General features: G+C 68.3%; 17 protein-coding genes. 13 read left to right on the forward strand and 4 right to left on the reverse strand.

Annotated features, from left to right (window positions below):
• Nucleotides 1-13: 13 nt before the first annotated feature.
• Nucleotides 14-1165 carry a TDT family transporter gene (locus ACFQ9K_RS00310; RefSeq protein ID WP_378718698.1) on the reverse strand — a complete coding sequence of 384 codons (1152 nt, stop codon included), beginning with the start codon at nucleotides 1163-1165 and terminating at the stop codon, nucleotides 14-16.
• A 70-nt stretch (nucleotides 1166-1235) separates the two neighbouring features.
• On the opposite strand from ACFQ9K_RS00310, the gene ACFQ9K_RS00315 reads away from it, so the two are divergent.
• A complete protein-coding gene (locus ACFQ9K_RS00315; RefSeq protein WP_378718699.1) occupies nucleotides 1236-2141 on the forward strand; it encodes a LysR family transcriptional regulator in 906 nt (301 codons plus the stop codon).
• Nucleotides 2142-2144: 3 nt separating this feature from the next.
• On the opposite strand, the gene ACFQ9K_RS00320 is transcribed toward ACFQ9K_RS00315, so the two are convergent.
• Nucleotides 2145-2810, reverse strand: a complete 666-nt coding sequence (locus ACFQ9K_RS00320) for a phosphate uptake regulator PhoU (protein ID WP_378718701.1) — start codon at nucleotides 2808-2810, stop codon at nucleotides 2145-2147.
• 141 nt (nucleotides 2811-2951) lie between these two features.
• Here ACFQ9K_RS00320 and ACFQ9K_RS00325 point away from each other — a divergent pair, with 141 nt between their 5' ends.
• Complete coding sequence (locus tag ACFQ9K_RS00325) at nucleotides 2952-3755, forward strand: transglutaminase family protein (protein ID WP_378718703.1); 804 nt, start codon at nucleotides 2952-2954, stop codon at nucleotides 3753-3755.
• Between the two features lie 6 nt (nucleotides 3756-3761).
• On the opposite strand, the gene ACFQ9K_RS00330 is transcribed toward ACFQ9K_RS00325, so the two are convergent.
• On the reverse strand, nucleotides 3762-4922 hold the full coding sequence (locus ACFQ9K_RS00330) for an FG-GAP repeat domain-containing protein (RefSeq protein ID WP_378718705.1): 1161 nt from the start codon (nucleotides 4920-4922) through the stop codon (nucleotides 3762-3764).
• A 209-nt stretch (nucleotides 4923-5131) separates the two neighbouring features.
• Between ACFQ9K_RS00330 and ACFQ9K_RS00335 the strand changes: the two genes are divergently transcribed.
• Nucleotides 5132-5527, forward strand: a complete 396-nt coding sequence (locus ACFQ9K_RS00335) for a nitroreductase/quinone reductase family protein (protein WP_378718707.1) — start codon at nucleotides 5132-5134, stop codon at nucleotides 5525-5527.
• Nucleotides 5528-5534: 7 nt separating this feature from the next.
• Here the strand turns inward: ACFQ9K_RS00335 and ACFQ9K_RS00340 are convergent, their stop codons facing one another.
• On the reverse strand, nucleotides 5535-6548 hold the full coding sequence (locus ACFQ9K_RS00340; RefSeq protein WP_378718709.1) for a DUF4189 domain-containing protein: 1014 nt from the start codon (nucleotides 6546-6548) through the stop codon (nucleotides 5535-5537).
• A 121-nt stretch (nucleotides 6549-6669) separates the two neighbouring features.
• Between ACFQ9K_RS00340 and ACFQ9K_RS00345 the strand changes: the two genes are divergently transcribed.
• The 10 genes from ACFQ9K_RS00345 (at nucleotide 6670) to ACFQ9K_RS00390 (ending at nucleotide 16612) form a co-directional block, all read left to right on the forward strand.
• On the forward strand, nucleotides 6670-7071 hold the full coding sequence (locus tag ACFQ9K_RS00345) for a PPOX class F420-dependent oxidoreductase (protein WP_378718710.1): 402 nt from the start codon (nucleotides 6670-6672) through the stop codon (nucleotides 7069-7071).
• Between the two features lie 104 nt (nucleotides 7072-7175).
• A complete protein-coding gene (locus tag ACFQ9K_RS00350; protein WP_378718712.1) occupies nucleotides 7176-8267 on the forward strand; it encodes a calcium:proton antiporter in 1092 nt (363 codons plus the stop codon).
• 439 nt (nucleotides 8268-8706) lie between these two features.
• Nucleotides 8707-9552, forward strand: a complete 846-nt coding sequence (locus ACFQ9K_RS00355; protein ID WP_378718714.1) for an ABC transporter permease — start codon at nucleotides 8707-8709, stop codon at nucleotides 9550-9552.
• Nucleotide 9553: 1 nt separating this feature from the next.
• On the forward strand, nucleotides 9554-10420 hold the full coding sequence (locus tag ACFQ9K_RS00360; RefSeq protein WP_378718716.1) for an ABC transporter permease: 867 nt from the start codon (nucleotides 9554-9556) through the stop codon (nucleotides 10418-10420).
• Nucleotides 10384-11451 carry an MlaD family protein gene (locus ACFQ9K_RS00365; protein WP_378718718.1) on the forward strand — a complete coding sequence of 356 codons (1068 nt, stop codon included), beginning with the start codon at nucleotides 10384-10386 and terminating at the stop codon, nucleotides 11449-11451. Before ACFQ9K_RS00360 ends, ACFQ9K_RS00365 begins: the two co-directional genes overlap by 37 nt.
• Complete coding sequence (locus ACFQ9K_RS00370) at nucleotides 11448-12449, forward strand: MlaD family protein (protein WP_378718720.1); 1002 nt, start codon at nucleotides 11448-11450, stop codon at nucleotides 12447-12449. Before ACFQ9K_RS00365 ends, ACFQ9K_RS00370 begins: the two co-directional genes overlap by 4 nt.
• On the forward strand, nucleotides 12437-13471 hold the full coding sequence (locus tag ACFQ9K_RS00375; RefSeq protein ID WP_378718721.1) for an MlaD family protein: 1035 nt from the start codon (nucleotides 12437-12439) through the stop codon (nucleotides 13469-13471). Before ACFQ9K_RS00370 ends, ACFQ9K_RS00375 begins: the two co-directional genes overlap by 13 nt.
• A complete protein-coding gene (locus ACFQ9K_RS00380) occupies nucleotides 13471-14541 on the forward strand; it encodes an MlaD family protein (protein ID WP_378718723.1) in 1071 nt (356 codons plus the stop codon). Before ACFQ9K_RS00375 ends, ACFQ9K_RS00380 begins: the two co-directional genes overlap by 1 nt.
• On the forward strand, nucleotides 14538-15659 hold the full coding sequence (locus ACFQ9K_RS00385; protein WP_378718725.1) for an MlaD family protein: 1122 nt from the start codon (nucleotides 14538-14540) through the stop codon (nucleotides 15657-15659). The genes ACFQ9K_RS00380 and ACFQ9K_RS00385 overlap by 4 nt, the downstream gene beginning before the upstream one ends.
• Nucleotides 15656-16612: an MlaD family protein gene (locus ACFQ9K_RS00390; RefSeq protein ID WP_378718727.1), complete on the forward strand. Its 957-nt coding sequence runs from the start codon at nucleotides 15656-15658 to the stop codon at nucleotides 16610-16612. Before ACFQ9K_RS00385 ends, ACFQ9K_RS00390 begins: the two co-directional genes overlap by 4 nt.
• The last annotated feature ends 13 nt before the right edge of the window (nucleotides 16613-16625 follow it).

A 16625-nucleotide genomic window follows, 5' to 3' on the forward strand; every position in this document is an offset into this window, starting at 1 on the left:
AGCCCGCAGTCGGTCAAGAGGTGGTTGCTGGGCGGAGCAGGGTGCCGTTCAGTACGCCGCGGGCGGTGCGGACCGCGACCACCGACCAGGCGGCTACCAGCAGCGCGTACAGGGCGACGGCGCAGGCGGCGAACAGATTCGCGCCGGTGTGGGTGTAGAGGACGGTGCTCGCGGTGACGCAGGTGCCGAGCGGGAAGGTGAAACCCCACCAGGTCAGGCTGAAGGTCAATTCGCCTGCGCGGTAGGTCTTTACGGTAATAGTCAGGGCCAGGGCGAGCCACAGCACGGCGAAGCCCCAGGCGGCGATGCCGTAGATCACCGAGAAGACCACGAAGCCCTTGGCGTACAGGTCGGGCAGGGCGAACGGCGCGGCGTTGGCGAGCAGACCGGCGGCGGTGATGGATTGGCCGAGCGGGCCGAGCACGATCCACAGGGTCGGCACCATGTTCGCGGGCGGTGTGCCGTGATGCACCAGGCGCGACCAGATCATGGTGATGGTGACCAGGGCGGCGAGCAGGCTGAGGCCGAACATGGCCAGGCACAGCAGGATCATGGTCAAGCGTGGCTGGCCAGCGGGCGTATGCGGGACCAGTAGCGCGCCCATCGCGGCCGAAACCATCGGCGGCACAACGGGCATCAGCCAGCCCCCGAAGGCGGCGTCGGCCTCGACGCGGTGCCTGGTGAACATCCGGTAGGGGATGGCGCCCGCGGTCAGCAGGCCGAGGACGGTGCCCGCGGTCCACAGCACCCAGTCGATCGCCACCGCGGCGGGCAGGCCGATCACATCGGAGCCGAGCAGCAGGGTCCCGCCGCCGACGGTGAGCAAGGCCATCGGGGGAGCGCCCAAGAACTGCGACATCACCGGGTGGTTGCGATGATCGCGGGCGGTGTCGGGGAATCGCACCCAGTGCGCGAGCCACGCGATGGTCAGGGCCACCAGCAGCGCGGCGGCCAGCGCCCACACGACGGTCGCCGCGCCGCGCAAGCCGGGGAACTGCGTCGGCAGGCCGGCTGCCGCGGTGGCGACGATGCCGGTGCCCATCACGGCGGCGAACCAGTTCGGGCCGAGTTGGCGCAGGGAGCCGGGGCGGCGGTCGGCACGATGGTCGAGCTCGCCGACCACGCGCCGCGATGCTGCGGGGCGGGAGGTCAAGGTGGCGGTCATGTCTTCAGCGTCGTCGCAGGTAGCGGAGTCGGGTAGCGGGCACCTGCCTATGCATGCATAGACTGGTTCTATGCCCCTGTCGCCCCGTGTGCCCGATCTGGCCGCGCTCGATCTGCTGCTGTCGGTGATCGAATTGGGCAGTCTCGGTCGGGCGGCGGCCGCGCACGGCATCAGTCAGCCGTCCGCGTCGTCCCGGATCAGCTATCTGGAGAAGCTGGTCGGCATGCCGGTGCTGGAGCGCACCACCCTCGGCTCCCGGCCGACCAGGGCCGGCTCGCTGATCGCGGAGTGGGCCCGCGGCGTGGTCCGCGCGGCGGAGCAACTCGACGCGGGCATCGACACCCTGCGCGCCGAGCGCGACTCACACCTGCGCGTCGCCGCGAGCCAGACGATCGCCGAGTACCTCTTCCCGGCCTGGCTCATGAAGCTGCGCGCCACCGCGCCGGGCACCGCCATCGCGCTGGAGTCCGGCAACTCCGTCGAGGTGGCCAAGGAGGTACTCGACAACAAGGCGGCGATCGGCTTCATCGAAGGCCCGCAGAACTTTCGTGGTCTCCAGTCCCACGTCGTCGCGCACGACCACCTGATCGTGGTCGTGGCACCGGCCCATCGCTGGGCCCGTCGCGGCTCGGTCACCCTCGGCGAACTCGCCGAAACCCCGCTCATTCAGCGGGAAGCCGGTTCGGGTACCCGAAACTGGTTCGAGCACGCGGTCTCTCGCCGGATCTCCGGTTGGCGGCCGGAGGTGGCCCTGGAGTTGTCCTCCACCACCGCGATCAAGACCGCGGTTGCGTCCGATGTCGGCCCCGCGGTGCTCAGCTCACTGGCCGTGGCCGCCGAAATCGCCGCGGGCACGCTGGTTTCCCCGACGATCACCGACCTCGAACTGGAACGCACCTTGCGTGCCGTGTGGCCGACCGGGCAGCGGCTGACCGGACCCGCCCGCGAGCTCTACTCGATCGCCAGGGCCGGCTAGCGATCACGCGCTGTCCGCGGGCTGAGCCGTCGGCGGAACACCGGTGTCCAGGAAGCGGATCAACCGATCGATGCGCGAGGTGTGCTCGACGCAGCGCTCCAGATGATTGGCCAGTAGCGCGACGGTGATCGCGGCGCTGGCCGGCTGGGCCGACGCGGGTGCGGCGAGCGCCGAATGCAGTTGCTTGTGCAGCAGTTCCATCGCGTGCAGTCCGGGATCGTGCTCGCCGGGCGGTTCCTGGTGACCCGTGGCGACGGCCTCGCCGCTGAGCGCGGTGCGGGTCGCGGCGAGCCGGCCCATCTCCGCCAGGGTATCCAGAATCGGTTGCGGCGCAACATGTCCCGGATGACTCTGATACACCTGATCGGCGACCTGGCTGACCAGCCCGCCGATCCGGGACAGCTCGGTCGCGATCTGGATGGCGGTCACCACGTGCCGTAGATCGCGGGCCACCGGCGCCTGCAACGCGAGCAACACCACCGTCCGTGCCTCGCACGCGCCGTACATCTTCTGTAGTTGCTCGTCCAGGGCGAACACCTCATACGTGGCGGTGAGATCGGCGCCGACGAGTGCGTCGGTCACCCGCTCGGCCGCGTCATGGGTGAGCCGGCACATCAACGTCAAATCATTGGTCAACGCGACGAGCTCGCGAGTGAACTGGGTGCGCACGCGCAAATTCTCGCCCATATCCGCGCGGCCGGGCACAGTTATCCCCTCCTGGACATGAATTGACGGTGCAGATGATGCCAACTCGGTGCGGTGTGGCCGAAAATAGGAAGGGCACTCGGCCGCGACTGACAGGATTGTGGTGTGAAGCGCGATGTCTCGGCTCAGCTGGAGGTGGCGATCACCGCGCCGACCACGCTCGAATTCCAGATCGCCGTCGCCAGGCAGCCGAATCTGGAACTGAACGAGTCGTTGGTGTTCGAGCTCGACGGCTGGGCCATCACACCGTGGGAGATCCTCGGTCCGCACGGCACCCGAATTCACAAATTCTCGGTCGCGCCGGGCACTTTGCGCGCGCACTATCGCGCCACCGTGCTCGGCACCGCGATCCCGGATGCCGGCTCCGACTACGACCGCGCGCTGTATCTGCGGCCGAGCCGATTCGCCGAGTCGGACAAGCTGCTCGGCTTCGCCGCCACCGAGTTCCCTTCCGGCACACCGGATGCGCAGCTCGCGGTGCAGGTCGCGCAGTGGGTCGGGCGGCGGATCCGGTACGTGGCGGGCAGCAGCGACCCCATCGACGGTGCGGTGGAGACGCTGCTGTCCGGCGCCGGTGTGTGCCGCGACTTCGCGCATCTGGTCGTGGCGTTGTTGCGCGCGGTGAAGGTGCCCGCGCGGGTGGTGTCGGTGTACGCGCCGGGCTGTTCGCCGATGGATTTCCACGCGGTCGCCGAGGCCTACGTCGACGGCGCCTGGCGGGCGCTCGACGCCACCGGACTCGCGCCGCGCTCGACGCTGGTCCGGATCGCCACCGGCCGCGACGCCTCCGACGTGGCCTTCCTGGACAACCACGGCGGCGAGATCATCGTGCACAGCCTGCAGGTCACCGCCCTGGTCGACGGCTTCCTGCCCTTCGACGACAACGTCACCCTGACCTCGGTCTGCTGACCGCGCTCAGGAGATGTTCTTCAAGAACGACACCGCGTTCGCGCTGCCCGCCACCACGATGTCGAGCTTGCCGTCACCGTCGAAGTCGGCGACGACCGGCGTCTGCGGCTGCGAGGTGACGCCGAAATCGCCGGTCTTGCTGATGGTTCCACCGTTGCCGGCGAAGATCACCATCCTGGAGTTCAGCACCGCCGACATGGCGGCGTCCAGCTTGCCGTCCTTGTCGAAGTCGGCCGCGGCGATGCTGGTCGGGCCGAGCCCGGAGATGGCCACCCGGTCGGTCTTCTTGAATCCGCCGTTGCCGTCGGACAGCAGCAGCGTGGTGCTGAAGGAGAACGAGTCGGCGGTGATCACGTCGTCGATGCCGTCGCCGTCGAAATCGCCCGCGCGCACGTCCTCGGTGATCAGGCCGGACGTGCTCGCCCCACGCCGGGTGAAGCTGCCGTCGCCGTTGCCGGTGAAGACGTGCACCTGTTGCAGCACATCGTTGTTCACCGCGATATCGATCTTGTTGTCCGAGTTGAACTTTCCGACGGTGAACGCGGCGGCCACGCCGGGGATCAGGCTGGTCGGCCCGGCATCGAGGGTGCCGTCGCCCTTGCCGAGCCAGGTCTGCACGCCCGCCGGGGCCAGGCTGAGCACGTCGGCCTTGCCGTCGCCGTTGGCGTCGGCGACGATCACTTCCTGTTGTGCGCCTTCGAGGGTCGTGTACTTCGTGGCCGCGCGGAAGGTGCCGTTGCCGTTGTTGACGAACGTCGCGATCGTCGTCCACGCCTGCGCCACGACATCCGGTTTGCCGTCGCCGTTCAGGTCGCCGACGCCGACCGCGCCGAAGCCGTTGCCGACCTCGCCCACCCTGGTGCCGGTGTTGAACCGGCCGTCCCCCTTGCCGGTCATCAGGATCGGCCCCGCCCCTTGGAAATCGGCCGCGACGACGTCGGCCTTGCCGTCGCCGTCGAAGTCGGCGGTGACGGTGCCGATCGGGGACGGGCCGGGTCCCCACGACGGAAATTGGCCGCCGGACGGTGAATCCACCTTCGGCGCGAAAGTGATCGCCCCCGCGGCGTGCGCGGGGGCGGCGGCGATCAGGCCGGAGCCGATCAGGGACAGTGCCGCGGCGGTCGCGGCGAGAACTAGGCCGCGCGAATGCAGGGATGAATCAGGCATGAGTGGTCCTGGTGTGTTCAGAGTTATTGCAGGGCACGGACTTTATGACGTGCATCACACTGAAACACTGGTATTCACACCAATTCGTCGGATTGCCCACCGCGTCCGTATTCGGCTGTTGCACTGTGCCAAAAGCGCTTTCGGCATTGTGCCGTTAACTGGCGCACGTCGTGCGGCACACTGCCCAAGCCGGTGCTACGGTCGGCCCCATGCCGAGCAAGCGCGATATTCAGCACCGACTGGTGACCACAGTGCAGCGCCGGGTCGTCAATCCGTTGCAGCGCAAGGTGCCCGCCCAGCAACTGCTGGAGACCGTCGGCCGGGTGAGCGGACAGCCGCGCATCACCCCGATCGGCGGGCGCAAGGTCGGCAACGAGTTCTGGCTCGTCTCCGAGTTCGGTGACCGCTCGCAGTACATCCGGAACATCAAGGCGAACAACCGGGTTCGGCTGCGCCTGCACGGCCGCTGGTACACCGGCACCGCGCACCTGCTGCCCGAGGACGACGCGCGCGCCCGGCTGCGCGAACTCCCGCGGGGAAACAGCGCGGTGGTGCGGCTGGTCGGCACGGACCTGCTCACGCTCCGCGTCGACCTGGACGGTTAACCGGGAGCTACTCCGTCGCGCACTTCGACCAGTATTCGAAGGGGCCCTGGACGTTGAAGTCGTTCTGCGCCCTGGCCTGCGCTTTGTTCTGCGCGTCCGAGATGGTGAGACCCCAGGCGGAGCCCCAGCCGCCGTTGCGGCCGAAGGCGAACGCGACACAGGCGTCCTTCGACCAGATGGGTTCCTGGCAGGAGAAGCCGCACGCGACCTGGGCCTGGCCGACGGCCGCGTCCTGGCCGAGCGAGCTTCGGGCCCAATGCACTTCGTTGCTCGCCTCGTTGTAGGCCGCCGCGATCCACACGGTCGTGGGCTTGGGCGAGGTCGTCGGCGGCGCCGTGGTGACCGGCGGGACCTTGGCGCTGGTCCTCGGGGTCGTCGGTACGCCGGCCGCGCTGGTGGAGATGGCCAGGCTGGTCGTGGTGGTCGCGCCCGCGTCGTCGCGATGGTGCCTGGCGTTGCTCTTCCACACCTTCAGCCCGATGATCCCGGCGATCACCAGCACGGTGAGCAGGACCGAACCGATGGCGGCGAGCACCTTTCCGCCACCACCGCCCCCGGACCCGGATCCGCCGGGCCCGTACTGCGGTGGAAATCCCGGCGGGGGCGGACCCGGCGGGAAGCCGCCCTGCTGCGGCGGATACTGCTGCGGCGGATACTGCTGCGGCGGTTGCTGATACACCGGTTGCTGCTGCTGATACTGCGGCACCGACGGGTACTGCGAAAGCTGCTGCTGCGCGTACGGGTCGTAGGGTTGTCCCTGCTGGTACGCCGGATCCGGTTGGCTCAGCGGATTGAACACGGTCGGGTCCGACGGCGGAACCTGCTGGTGAGCCGGATCGGGCTGACTCAACGGATTCAGCTGGGTCGGGTCCGGGGGCGGTGGGTACCCCTGTTGGCTCATCGGATTGAGCATCGTCGGATCCGAGCGCTGATGGCCGGGCGCCTGCTGCTCACCCTCGCGCGCGTGGTGCGCGTTCGGGTCGTAAGGCTGCCCGGGGTATTGGCCGGGTGGGTATGACATGCGCCCCCGCTGTTGTTCGTCTCGATCAAGGCCGAACCAGGGTATCGGCTCGGTAGCCGGTTATCTGCCCCTGTCAGTGGGGGCCGACGCGGCTACGGCACACACATCGACTGGAGGGTGTATGACAATCGAGATTCCCGAGAAGGCGCGGGATCTGCTGGAGCGGCCCGTCTACGCGAGCCTCGGCACGACCAGGCCGGACGGGGCGCCGCAGGTGAACCCGATGTGGTTCGTGTGGGACGGGGAGTTCATCTGGTTCACCCACACCAACTACCGGCAGAAGTTCAAGAATCTCGCGCACGAGCCGCGGGTCTCCATCTCTATCTACGACCCGGACAACCCATACCGGTATCTCGAGGTCCGTGGCGTACTCGACCACATCGACGAGGACCCTGAGGGCGCGCTCTACTCCAGCCTGTCCGAGCGCTACGGCAACGGTCCGGTGGTCCCGCCGGACGCGAAGGATCGGGTGGCGATCGCGATCCGGCCCACCGGCATCCGAGGCAACGCCACCGAGCGCTGATTCGCGGGCTCCCGGCCACCTCCGCGCGGCCGGGAAACCGGGCAAATCGCCCTGCGGCACCGCTCTGACCAGGATGCGGAGGGTTAGCTGCAACGATGGAACACATGATCCGTGTGTTGACCGACCGCTGGACCGTGTTCATTCCTCTCCTTGCCGCCCTCGCGCTGGCCGCGACCTGGGGCCGAAGCCTGTCCGGGGTCGCCGTCGTCGCGGTGGCCGCGGCCCTGATCGGCGCGGTGCTCGCGGCGGTCTATCACGCGGAGGTGGTCGCGCACCGGGTCGGCGAGCCGTTCGGGTCGCTGGTGCTCGCGGTCGCGGTCACCATCATCGAGGTGGCGCTCATCGTCACGCTGATGATCTCCGGCGGCGACAAGGCCGCCTCGCTGGCCCGCGACACGGTCTTCGCCGCGGTGATGATCACCTGCAACGGCATCTTCGGCCTCTCGCTGCTGGTCGGCGCGCTGCGCAGACGGGTGGCGGTGTTCAATGCCGAGGGCACCGGCGCGGCGCTGGCCACGGTCGCCACGCTGGCCACGCTCAGCCTGGTGCTGCCGACCTTCACCACCAGCCAGTCCGGGCCGGAGTTCTCCGCCGGGCAACTGGCCTTCGCCGCGGTCGCCTCGCTCGCGCTGTACGGGTTGTTCGTGATGGTCCAGACGGTGCGGCATCCGGACGACTTCCTGCCGGTCGAGGGCAACGGCGTGGTCACCGACGACGACGAGCACAGCGAATCGCCGACCAGCAGGGCCGCACTGCTCAGCCTGGCGATGCTGTTCGTCGCGCTGGTCTGCGTGGTCGGGCTGGCCAAGGTGGTCTCGCCGTCCATCGAGTCGGCCGTCGCCGACGCCGGGCTGCCGCCGTCCGCGGTCGGCGTGGTGATCGCGCTGCTCGTGCTGCTGCCGGAGACCCTCGCCGCGGTGCGGGCCGCGCGTCGCGATCAGGTGCAGATCAGCCTCAATCTCGCGCTCGGCTCGGCCATGGCCAGCATCGGCCTGACCATTCCGGCGATCGCGGTGGCGACCATTTGGCTGGACGGTCCGCTGGAACTCGGCCTCGGCGCCACCCAAATGGTGTTGCTCGCGCTCACGATCGTGGTCGGCGTGCTGACGGTTGTCCCCGGTCGGGCGACGCTTTTGCAGGGCGGGGTGCATTTGGCGCTGTTCTCCGCTTTTGTTTTCCTGGCGGCCAGTCCGTAGTGGGGCGTGATTCAGCTCACGGCGGAGAATTCGAATTCGCGATCGAGTGACCCGGGTCACGCACTTTTGGTGTGCTGACTGTTGTCCCGCCGTGCACCGATTTGCCGCGATATCGCGTCTACCTTGTCTTTTTCGCGGATTTGGTCCGCACCGCGCGGTCATCGCGATCTTGCTCGGAGTTAACCGAGTTACGTGATGCGAGTCATATTGATTAGCGAAATGCGCTGATAACTTGTTGCAGAACGCCGAACTACTTCCATTCGGACGTTTTGACCAGCGCTTTCGGCTAGTCGCGGGCAATCGAATAGGAGGCGATGATCACACCGTGATCAGCTTTACTGTTACCGATTGTCACCGATAGCTTCTTGGTGGCAGTGACGCCCATCATGGAGAGAGCGATTGTGAAACCTGAGACACACCGGCCTGGCCGGGGCCACGCGTGGCGCCTGTGACCCGGGCTCGCTCGAGCGCCGCTGCCGTTCGTATCGTCCGCAAGAACTTCTCCGACACGGTCGTCTCGTCCTTGCGGACGTTCGGCCGCGCCGTGGACATCGCGCGCGAATCGGTGACCGGCTCGGTCACCGGGATCGCCCGCGGGCAGTTCCAGTGGCGCGAGGCGACCACGCAGGCATGGCGCCTGGTGACCGTCACCGCGATTCCCGCGATCCTCATCGCGATCCCGTTCGGCGTCATCGTCTCCATTCAGGTCGGCAATCTCATCCACACCCTCGGTGCGGACTCGCTGCTCGGCGCGACCGGCGGCCTCGGCGTGATCAAACAGGGCGCCCCGCTGGCCACCGGATTCCTGCTCGGCGGCGCGGGCGCGGCCGCTATCGCCGCCGATCTCGGCGCGCGCACCATCCGCGAGGAGATCGACGCGCTCAACACCATGGGCATCAGTCCGATTCCGCGCCTGGTGATCCCGCGGCTGGTCGCGATGATCCTGGTCGCCCCGCTGCTGAACATCCTCATCATCTTCGTCGGCATCGTCGCGGGGTACGCGGTCGCCGTCGGTGGCCAGAACGTCACCCCGGGCAGCTACTGGGCCACCTTCGGCTCCTTCACCACCGTCGCCGACGTGTGGGTCTCGCTGCTCAAGGCGGCCCTGTTCGGCTTCCTCGTGGTGGTCATCGCCTGCCAGCGCGGGCTGGAGGCCAAGGGCGGACCGCGCGGGGTCGCCGACGCGGTGAACGCGGCGGTGGTGCTGTCGGTCGTGTCGATCGCCGTCGTCAACCTGGGCGTCACCCAGGTGGTCGAGATGTTCCTGCCGACCAGGCTGGTCTGACGTGGCCGCCTCCAGTTACGCGCCCAGGGGACTGGGCTGGCTCGCCCGCTTCTATCACCGGCGCGGCCTGCTGCTCGCGCGCTTCGAGTCGCTCGGCTTCGTGCTCGCCTTCGTCTGGCAGGTGCTGTCCTCGATCCCGTCGACGCTCAAGCACTACCGCGACGAGACGTTGCGCATCATCTCCGACATGACCTGGGGCCGCGGCTCGGTCATCGTCGGCGGCGGCACCGTGCCGATGATGATCGTGCTCGGCCTGGTCATGGGCGCCTCGGTGGCCGTGGAATCGTTCACCATGCTGAACATGCTCGGCATGGGCCCGGTCACCGGCATCGTCTCCGCGTACGCCACCACCCGCGAACTCGCGCCGATCGCCGCGGCCATCGGCTTCGCCGCGCAGGCAGGCTGCCGCATCACCGCCGAGATCGGCTCCATGCGCATCTCCGAGGAGATCGACGCGCTCGAGGCCATGGGCCTGCGCTCGGTGCCGTTCGTGGTGACCACCCGGGTGATCGCCGGCGCGATCTCGATCGTGCCCACCTTCCTGATCGGGCTGATCCTGGCCTACCTGTCCTGCCGCGGGCTGATCACGCTGGTGCACGGCCAATCCGCGGGCGTCTACGACCACTACTTCTTCCAGTTCGTGTCCGGGTTCGACGTGGTCGCCGCGGTGATCAAGGTGGCCATCTTCGCCACCGTGGTGATCCTGATCCACAGCTACTACGGCTTCTTCGCCACCGGCGGGCCCGAGGGGGTCGGCATTGCCTCCGGCCGCGCGGTGCGCGCCTCGTCGGTGGCGATCGTGGCCATCGACATGGTCCTCACCATCGTGCTGTGGGGCTTCAACGCGACGATCAGCTTTACGGGGTAATGGCGATGCCGAAGTACGGAATGCCCGGAGTGGCCATCGACAAGCGGCAGACCCGCCTGGTCGGGGTGGTCGCGGTCGGCGTGATCGTCGCCGTCCTGGCGGCCGGCCTGATCTATCGAGAGTTCCGCTCCGACAGCGGGTTACGGATCACCCTGCACACCGAGCAGATCGGTGACGGCGTGCTCGAGGGCACGCCGGTGCGGGTGGACGGCGTCCAGGTGGGCACGGTCGCGGCGATCGCCCCCGACGAACGCGGCACGCAGCGAATCACCTTGCGGCTCAACCCGGCTCAGTTGCACGGCCTCGACGACAGTATGAAGGTCGACTACGCGCCGGCGAACCTGTTCGGGATCAGCGAGATCGGCCTGCGCCGCGGCTCCGGCGGGTCCGCGCTGCGCGACGACAGCGTGATCGACCTGACCGGCAGCCACACCGACGCCGTGTTCGACGCGACCATGGGCAGCATGCTGCGCAGCCTGTCGCAGACCGGCGACTCGGTGCTCACCCCGCAGATGGCCACGGTGATCAGCCAGGTCTCGCACGACATGAAGGCGTTCACCCCGCTCGCGCAGTCGATCATCCAGGTGGCCCAGATCGTCACCGACAACCAGCGGATGCCGCCCTCGGAGCTGGCCGGCCGGCTCGGCCCCGCGTTCTACGGCGCGGGCGATTTCGCCGGCGCGAACGAGCTGATGGTGTACATCCTGCGGAATATCCCACGGCTGCAAAGCAATCGAGAAGCCTTCGACGCCGGCGTGCGGATGCACACCGAACGACTGCTGCCCGGCATCGCGAATCTGGGCGGTGCGCTCGGCGGCGACCTGTCCGGGCTCACCGACCAGCTCGGCCCGGTGCTGGCGCTGCTCACGCAGATGGTGCCGCAACCGCGCCAGTCCGGCGCCGACCTCACCGAACTGCTGCGCCGCCTGCGCGCGGCCATGCCGGATACGCCGGACGGACCGGTGCTGAACGCCGAGGTCGATGTGAGCGGGATGCCGGTGCTGGCGCCGCTGCTGGGTGGTGCCCGATGAACGTACGTTCCGCCGCATGGCGTCTCGCGCTGTTCGCCGCCGTGATGATCGGCGTGCTGGTCATCGTCTGCACCGCGATCAAGCGGCCGGTCTCCGGGCCGACCGAACAGCACGCCGCGCTGTTCACCGACGCCAACGGCCTCAAGGTCGGCGACGACGTGCGCATGTACGGCGTGCAGGTCGGCAAGGTCGACGGCGTCGCACTCGATGGCACGCAGGCCCGAGTCCGGTTGTCCCTGAAGACCGACGCGCCGATCTACGACAACTCGAAACTGGCCATCCGCTACCAGAACCTCACCGGTCAGCGCTACATCGACCTGCAACAGCAGCCGCAGCCAGGCAAGCGCGTCCCCGGCGGTGCGACCATCGGCACCGATCACACCGTGCCCTCGTTCGACGTGACCAGCATGTTCAACGGCCTGAAGCCGGTGCTGGCCACCATCTCTCCGGAGGAGATCAACCAGTTCAGCGCCAGCATGGTCGCGCTGATCGAGGGTGACGGCAACGGCATCGGTCCCGCGCTGGAGGCGATCGACAAGCTCGCGGCGCACGTCAAGGACCGGCAGACGGTGATCGACGCGGTGCTGCAGAACCTGTCCGACCTGCACGACACGGCCAGCGGCAAGATCCACTACATGGTGCCGATCCTGGCCCGGCTGGCCGACGTCATCTCCGGCCTGCAATCCAACATGACCGGCCTGGCCCAGTTCGCCGCCGCCGCGCCGTCGGTGCTCGGGCCGCTGGACAACCTGTTCAACGCGCTCGGCCTGCAAAGCCCCGACGACGTGAACGCGTTGATCCAGAAGATCTTTCCCGATCCCCAGCAGGCGCTCGAGGTGTTCGACAAGCTGCCTGGGCTGCTGGCCGGCTTCGACGCCGCCATCCCCAAGTCCGCGGTGGCCGGCTGGAAGCCGCAGTGCACCAAGGGCCGGGCCGACGTGCCGCAGGTATTCGGCGTACTGATCGCAGGACAGCAGGTGGCGGTATGCGCTGGTTGAGCTCGATGTTCGCCGACCGCCGGGTGATCGGCGAGCCGGAGCGCAAGCGGCGCGAGATCCGGCTCGGCATCGTCGGCGTGGTGCTGGTGGCGATCCTGGCGATCGCGGCCGGCGTGCTCTACGTCGTCCCGTTCGGCAAGAAGACCTACACGGCCGAGCTGTCGGAGGCCCAGTCGGTGCAGTCCGGTGACGACATCCGGGTCGCCGGGGTCAGCGTCGGCACGGTGAAATCGCTGGAGCTGAAGCCGGATCGGGTGATCATGCGGTTCACCGTCGACTCCTCGGTGTTCGTCGGCGACCAGTCGACGCTGGACGTGCGCATGCTCACCATCGTCGGCGGCAACTACGTGGCGCTGTTCCCGTCCGGTACCAAACCGTTGGGGGACAAGCACATTCCGGCCGACCGGGTGCGCCTGCCGTACAGCCTCGTGCAGACCTTCCAGGACGCGGCCGAGCCGCTGCGCAAGATCGACGGAGATACCCTGCGGCGCAACCTCGCCGCGCTCGGCACCTCGGTCGCACAGGCCCCCGACACCTTGCGCACCACGCTCGACAGCCTCAACAGCTTCGTCGACGACCTCAATCGCCAGCACGTGATGATCTCCAAGGCGATCGCCAACGCCGACGAATACGTCACCATGTACGACGGCGCCAAGGGCTCGCTCGGCCGGCTGGTGCAGGCCACCAACCTCCTGGAGGACCTGGTGCTGGACAAGCGCGCCGAGCTGGCCGAGGGCATCCGCCTGCTGCGGGCCGTGATCGGCAAGGCCGCCGCCATCGCGCCCACCTACGCGCAGATCGAGCCGAAGCTGCAGCCGCTGTTCGACGCGGTACCGCGGATGGAGGAACTGCTCGGCCGGCTCGATCCGGTCGTCGGCTCGGTGCAGGACATCCAGCAGAAGCTGTCGAACTTGGCCATACCGGACGACGGCGTGCGCATCGATCAGTCCGGCCAGACCATTACCGCGCCCCCGAACGCGCTTGCGCGAGTGTGCGTCCCGGTGCCGGGGAGGGATTGCTGATGCTGCACAAGGTCCTCGCGTCCCGGGCGTTCATGTCGGTTTCGGGCGCGGTCGTCGCGGTCGTGCTGGTGGTGGTCGGCTACTTCATCGTCTTCGATCCGCTGAAGCGGACCGAGAGTTATTGCGCGATCATGCCGGACACCGTCGGGCTCTACGTCGGCAATCAGGTGACCATGCGCGGCATTCCGGTCGGCACGGTGACTTCCATTGCCCCGCAGGGTAAAGCGGTGAAGGTCGAGTTCGCCGTCGAGGCGGACAAGCCGGTGTACGCCGACGCGGGCGCCACCACGCTGGCCAACAGCATCGTCGCGGCGCGCGAGCTCGCGGTGGTGTCGACCGGTAAGGACACCGCGCGCTGGAACTCGTCGCAGTGCATCACCAAGACGATGACGCCGAAGAGCGTCACCGAGACGTTGAACGCCGTCGCCCAGCTGTCCGCGGAGATCTCCGGCCCGGACGCCAAGACGCCCGACGCGCTGGCCAACGGGCTGTCCCAGCTGAACGCGGCCACCGCGGGCACCGGGCCGCAGATCAACGAGATCATCAAGCAGCTCAGCGGCGCGATGGCCGCGCCGGACGCGGACATCGGCCACCTGGTCGGCGTCTTCGACGCGTTCTCCTCGGTCGGCAAGAAGGTCGAGGAGCATTGGGGCGACATCGAATCCATGTTCACCCGGCTGGCCCCGGTGCTCGTCACGGCCAGGGAAGACCTGCTGGTGCCGGGCGCGGACGTGATCGACGGTCTCGCCCAACTCCTTCCGGTGCTCAACGACCTGACCACCGCGTTCGGTGATCCGATCATGAAGTCCCTGGATTTCACCGTGCCGCTGGTGAAGTTCCTGCGCGCCCGGGTCGGTTCGCTGGCCCAGGTCGTGTCGATGATGCCGGTGCTGACCGACGCGGTCCGCTCGGTGAGCAAGGGGATCGCCTACGCCCCACCGAAGGTCGCGATCCCGCAGGAGGCCTGCGCGGCGGTGAACGTGGTCGCGCCGGGGCGCTGCACCGCGGACGGCGGCGTGGCCAGGATCGACATGGCGGATCTGGTGTTCGGAATGGCAGGTGCGCGATGAAGATTCAGCGAGACGACGCGGGACGGCTGACCGTCTCCCTCCATCGGTCCGAAAGCCACCGGCGTGGTGCGCGTTTCGTCGCGGGCGTCGCGGCGGTCATGGTGGGCGTGCTGCCCGCCGCCGGGTGCGCCTTCGACCCGTCGTCGGTGCCGGTGCCCGGCGCCGAGGTCTCCGGCGCCACCTACAACATCAAGATCCAGTTCCGGAACGTGCTGAATCTGCCCGCGCGGGCCAAGATCATGGCAAACGGCGCGCAGGTCGGCACGGTCTCCGGTGTGGCAGTGGTGGATTCGGCCAAGACCGGCGGTAACGGCGGCTACGTCGTGGTCGACGCCCGCATCGCGGAATCGGTGCGGCTCCCCGCGGCCACGCGTGCCGAACTGCGGCAGAACACCGTGCTCGGCGACATCCACCTCGCGCTGCTCACCCCGACGAACGGCTTCGACAAGCTGCTGCCCGCCGACGGCACCATTCCGCTGTCGCAGACCAAACCTCCGGTGCAGCTGGAAGACACGATGTCCGCGCTGGCCACCTTCACCCAGGGCGGCGCGATCCAGCAGGTGCAGGACACCATCGAACAGCTCAACGACGTGCTGCCCAAGGACGTCGGCCGGACCGCGCAGATCGGCAAGACCATGGCCGACGACGCGGTCGATCTGGGCAATCATCTCGACCGGCTGGATTCGCTGCTCGACGGCATCGACCGCAACTCCAATGTCCTGCACGAGATCCGGCCCGAACTCGCGCAGCTGCTGACCCAGGAGTCGGTCGATCAGATGAACGGCATCGCGCCGTCCATCATCGGCGTGACCAAGATCTTCGACGCGCTCGGCCCGATCGGCACCTCGCTCACCTGGCTCGGCCCGCTGCTGACCAGCGCCGACGGCACCGTGCAGGCGTTCCTGCCGCTGCTGGCCTCGGCCCGCCCGCTGGATCTGAGCCAGCCGTCGAACCTGCGAACCCTGGTTTCGCTGATCCGCGACAAGATCATTCCGTTCGCCGAGCGCGGACCCAAGCTGAACATCGTCGGGGTGCAGACCGACGGCGCCGCGGTGCCGGTTCCGGAGCAGACCGACCGGATCATCCAGACGCTACGCATGATCGGAGTCGTCCGATGAAGCTCGGTTCGCTCGCCTCGCTCGGCGGCATCGCCGCCATCATCGTGCTGGGTGCGGGGTATCTGACCTTCGGCGTGGTACGGGTCGATCCGCTGCGCGACTACACCCACGCCACCATGGTGCTGGCCAATTCCGGCGGGCTGGCGGTCGGTTCGCCGGTGCTGCTCACCGGCATCGAGGTGGGCCGGGTCAACTCGGTGACCAACAGCATCGCCGGCGTCGAGGTCGGCCTGAAGCTGGTCGCCGACCGGCAGGTGCCCACCGACAGCACGGTCACCATCGAGCACCTGTCCGCGCTCGGCGAGCCGTACGTCGAGTTCCGGCCGAATTCCGAAGGCGGACCGTACATTCGGGACGGCCAGCAGCTCAAGACCGCCAATGTGCGTACGCCGCTGTCGATTCCGGAGGTCGCCCGGCTGGCCACCGCGACGCTGAACCAGCTCGACCCGGCCGTCGTCGGCTCGCTGGTGAGCACGGCGGAGCAGTCCCTGGCCGGCACCGACGGCGCGATCCCCAACCTGGCGCGCTCCGGCGACCTGCTCGCGGCCGCCATCATGAGCCGCAACCCGCAGATCGTCTCGCTGCTCAACAGCCTGCAGAACACGGCGACCAATATGGACTGGGTCGGCCCGTCGTTCAGCGCCGCCGCACCCGAGTGGACCAAGTTCGCCGAGGCGGTGAGCAACCTGGTCACGCACGTGGGCAGCATGGTCGACAGCGAGCCCATCGACCAGTACACCACCGGCAACGGGGTCGCCCCGTTCACCGAGAAGACCGTCGCCGCGCTGCGTGAATTGCAGCCGGAGCTGAGTTCGCTGGCGCCGATCCTGCGCCCGCTGCTCGACGCGATCGTCTCGGCCGCACCGCGGATCGATATCTCCACCCTGATCTCCCAGGCCCTCGCCGACGTCGACGCCGACGGCGCAGTCAAGGTGCGGGTCGCCATCAAGTAGGAAGGAGGCCGCG

Source organism: Nocardia sp. NPDC056564, from assembly GCF_042793755.1.
Lineage (GTDB): Bacteria > Actinomycetota > Actinomycetes > Mycobacteriales > Mycobacteriaceae > Nocardia.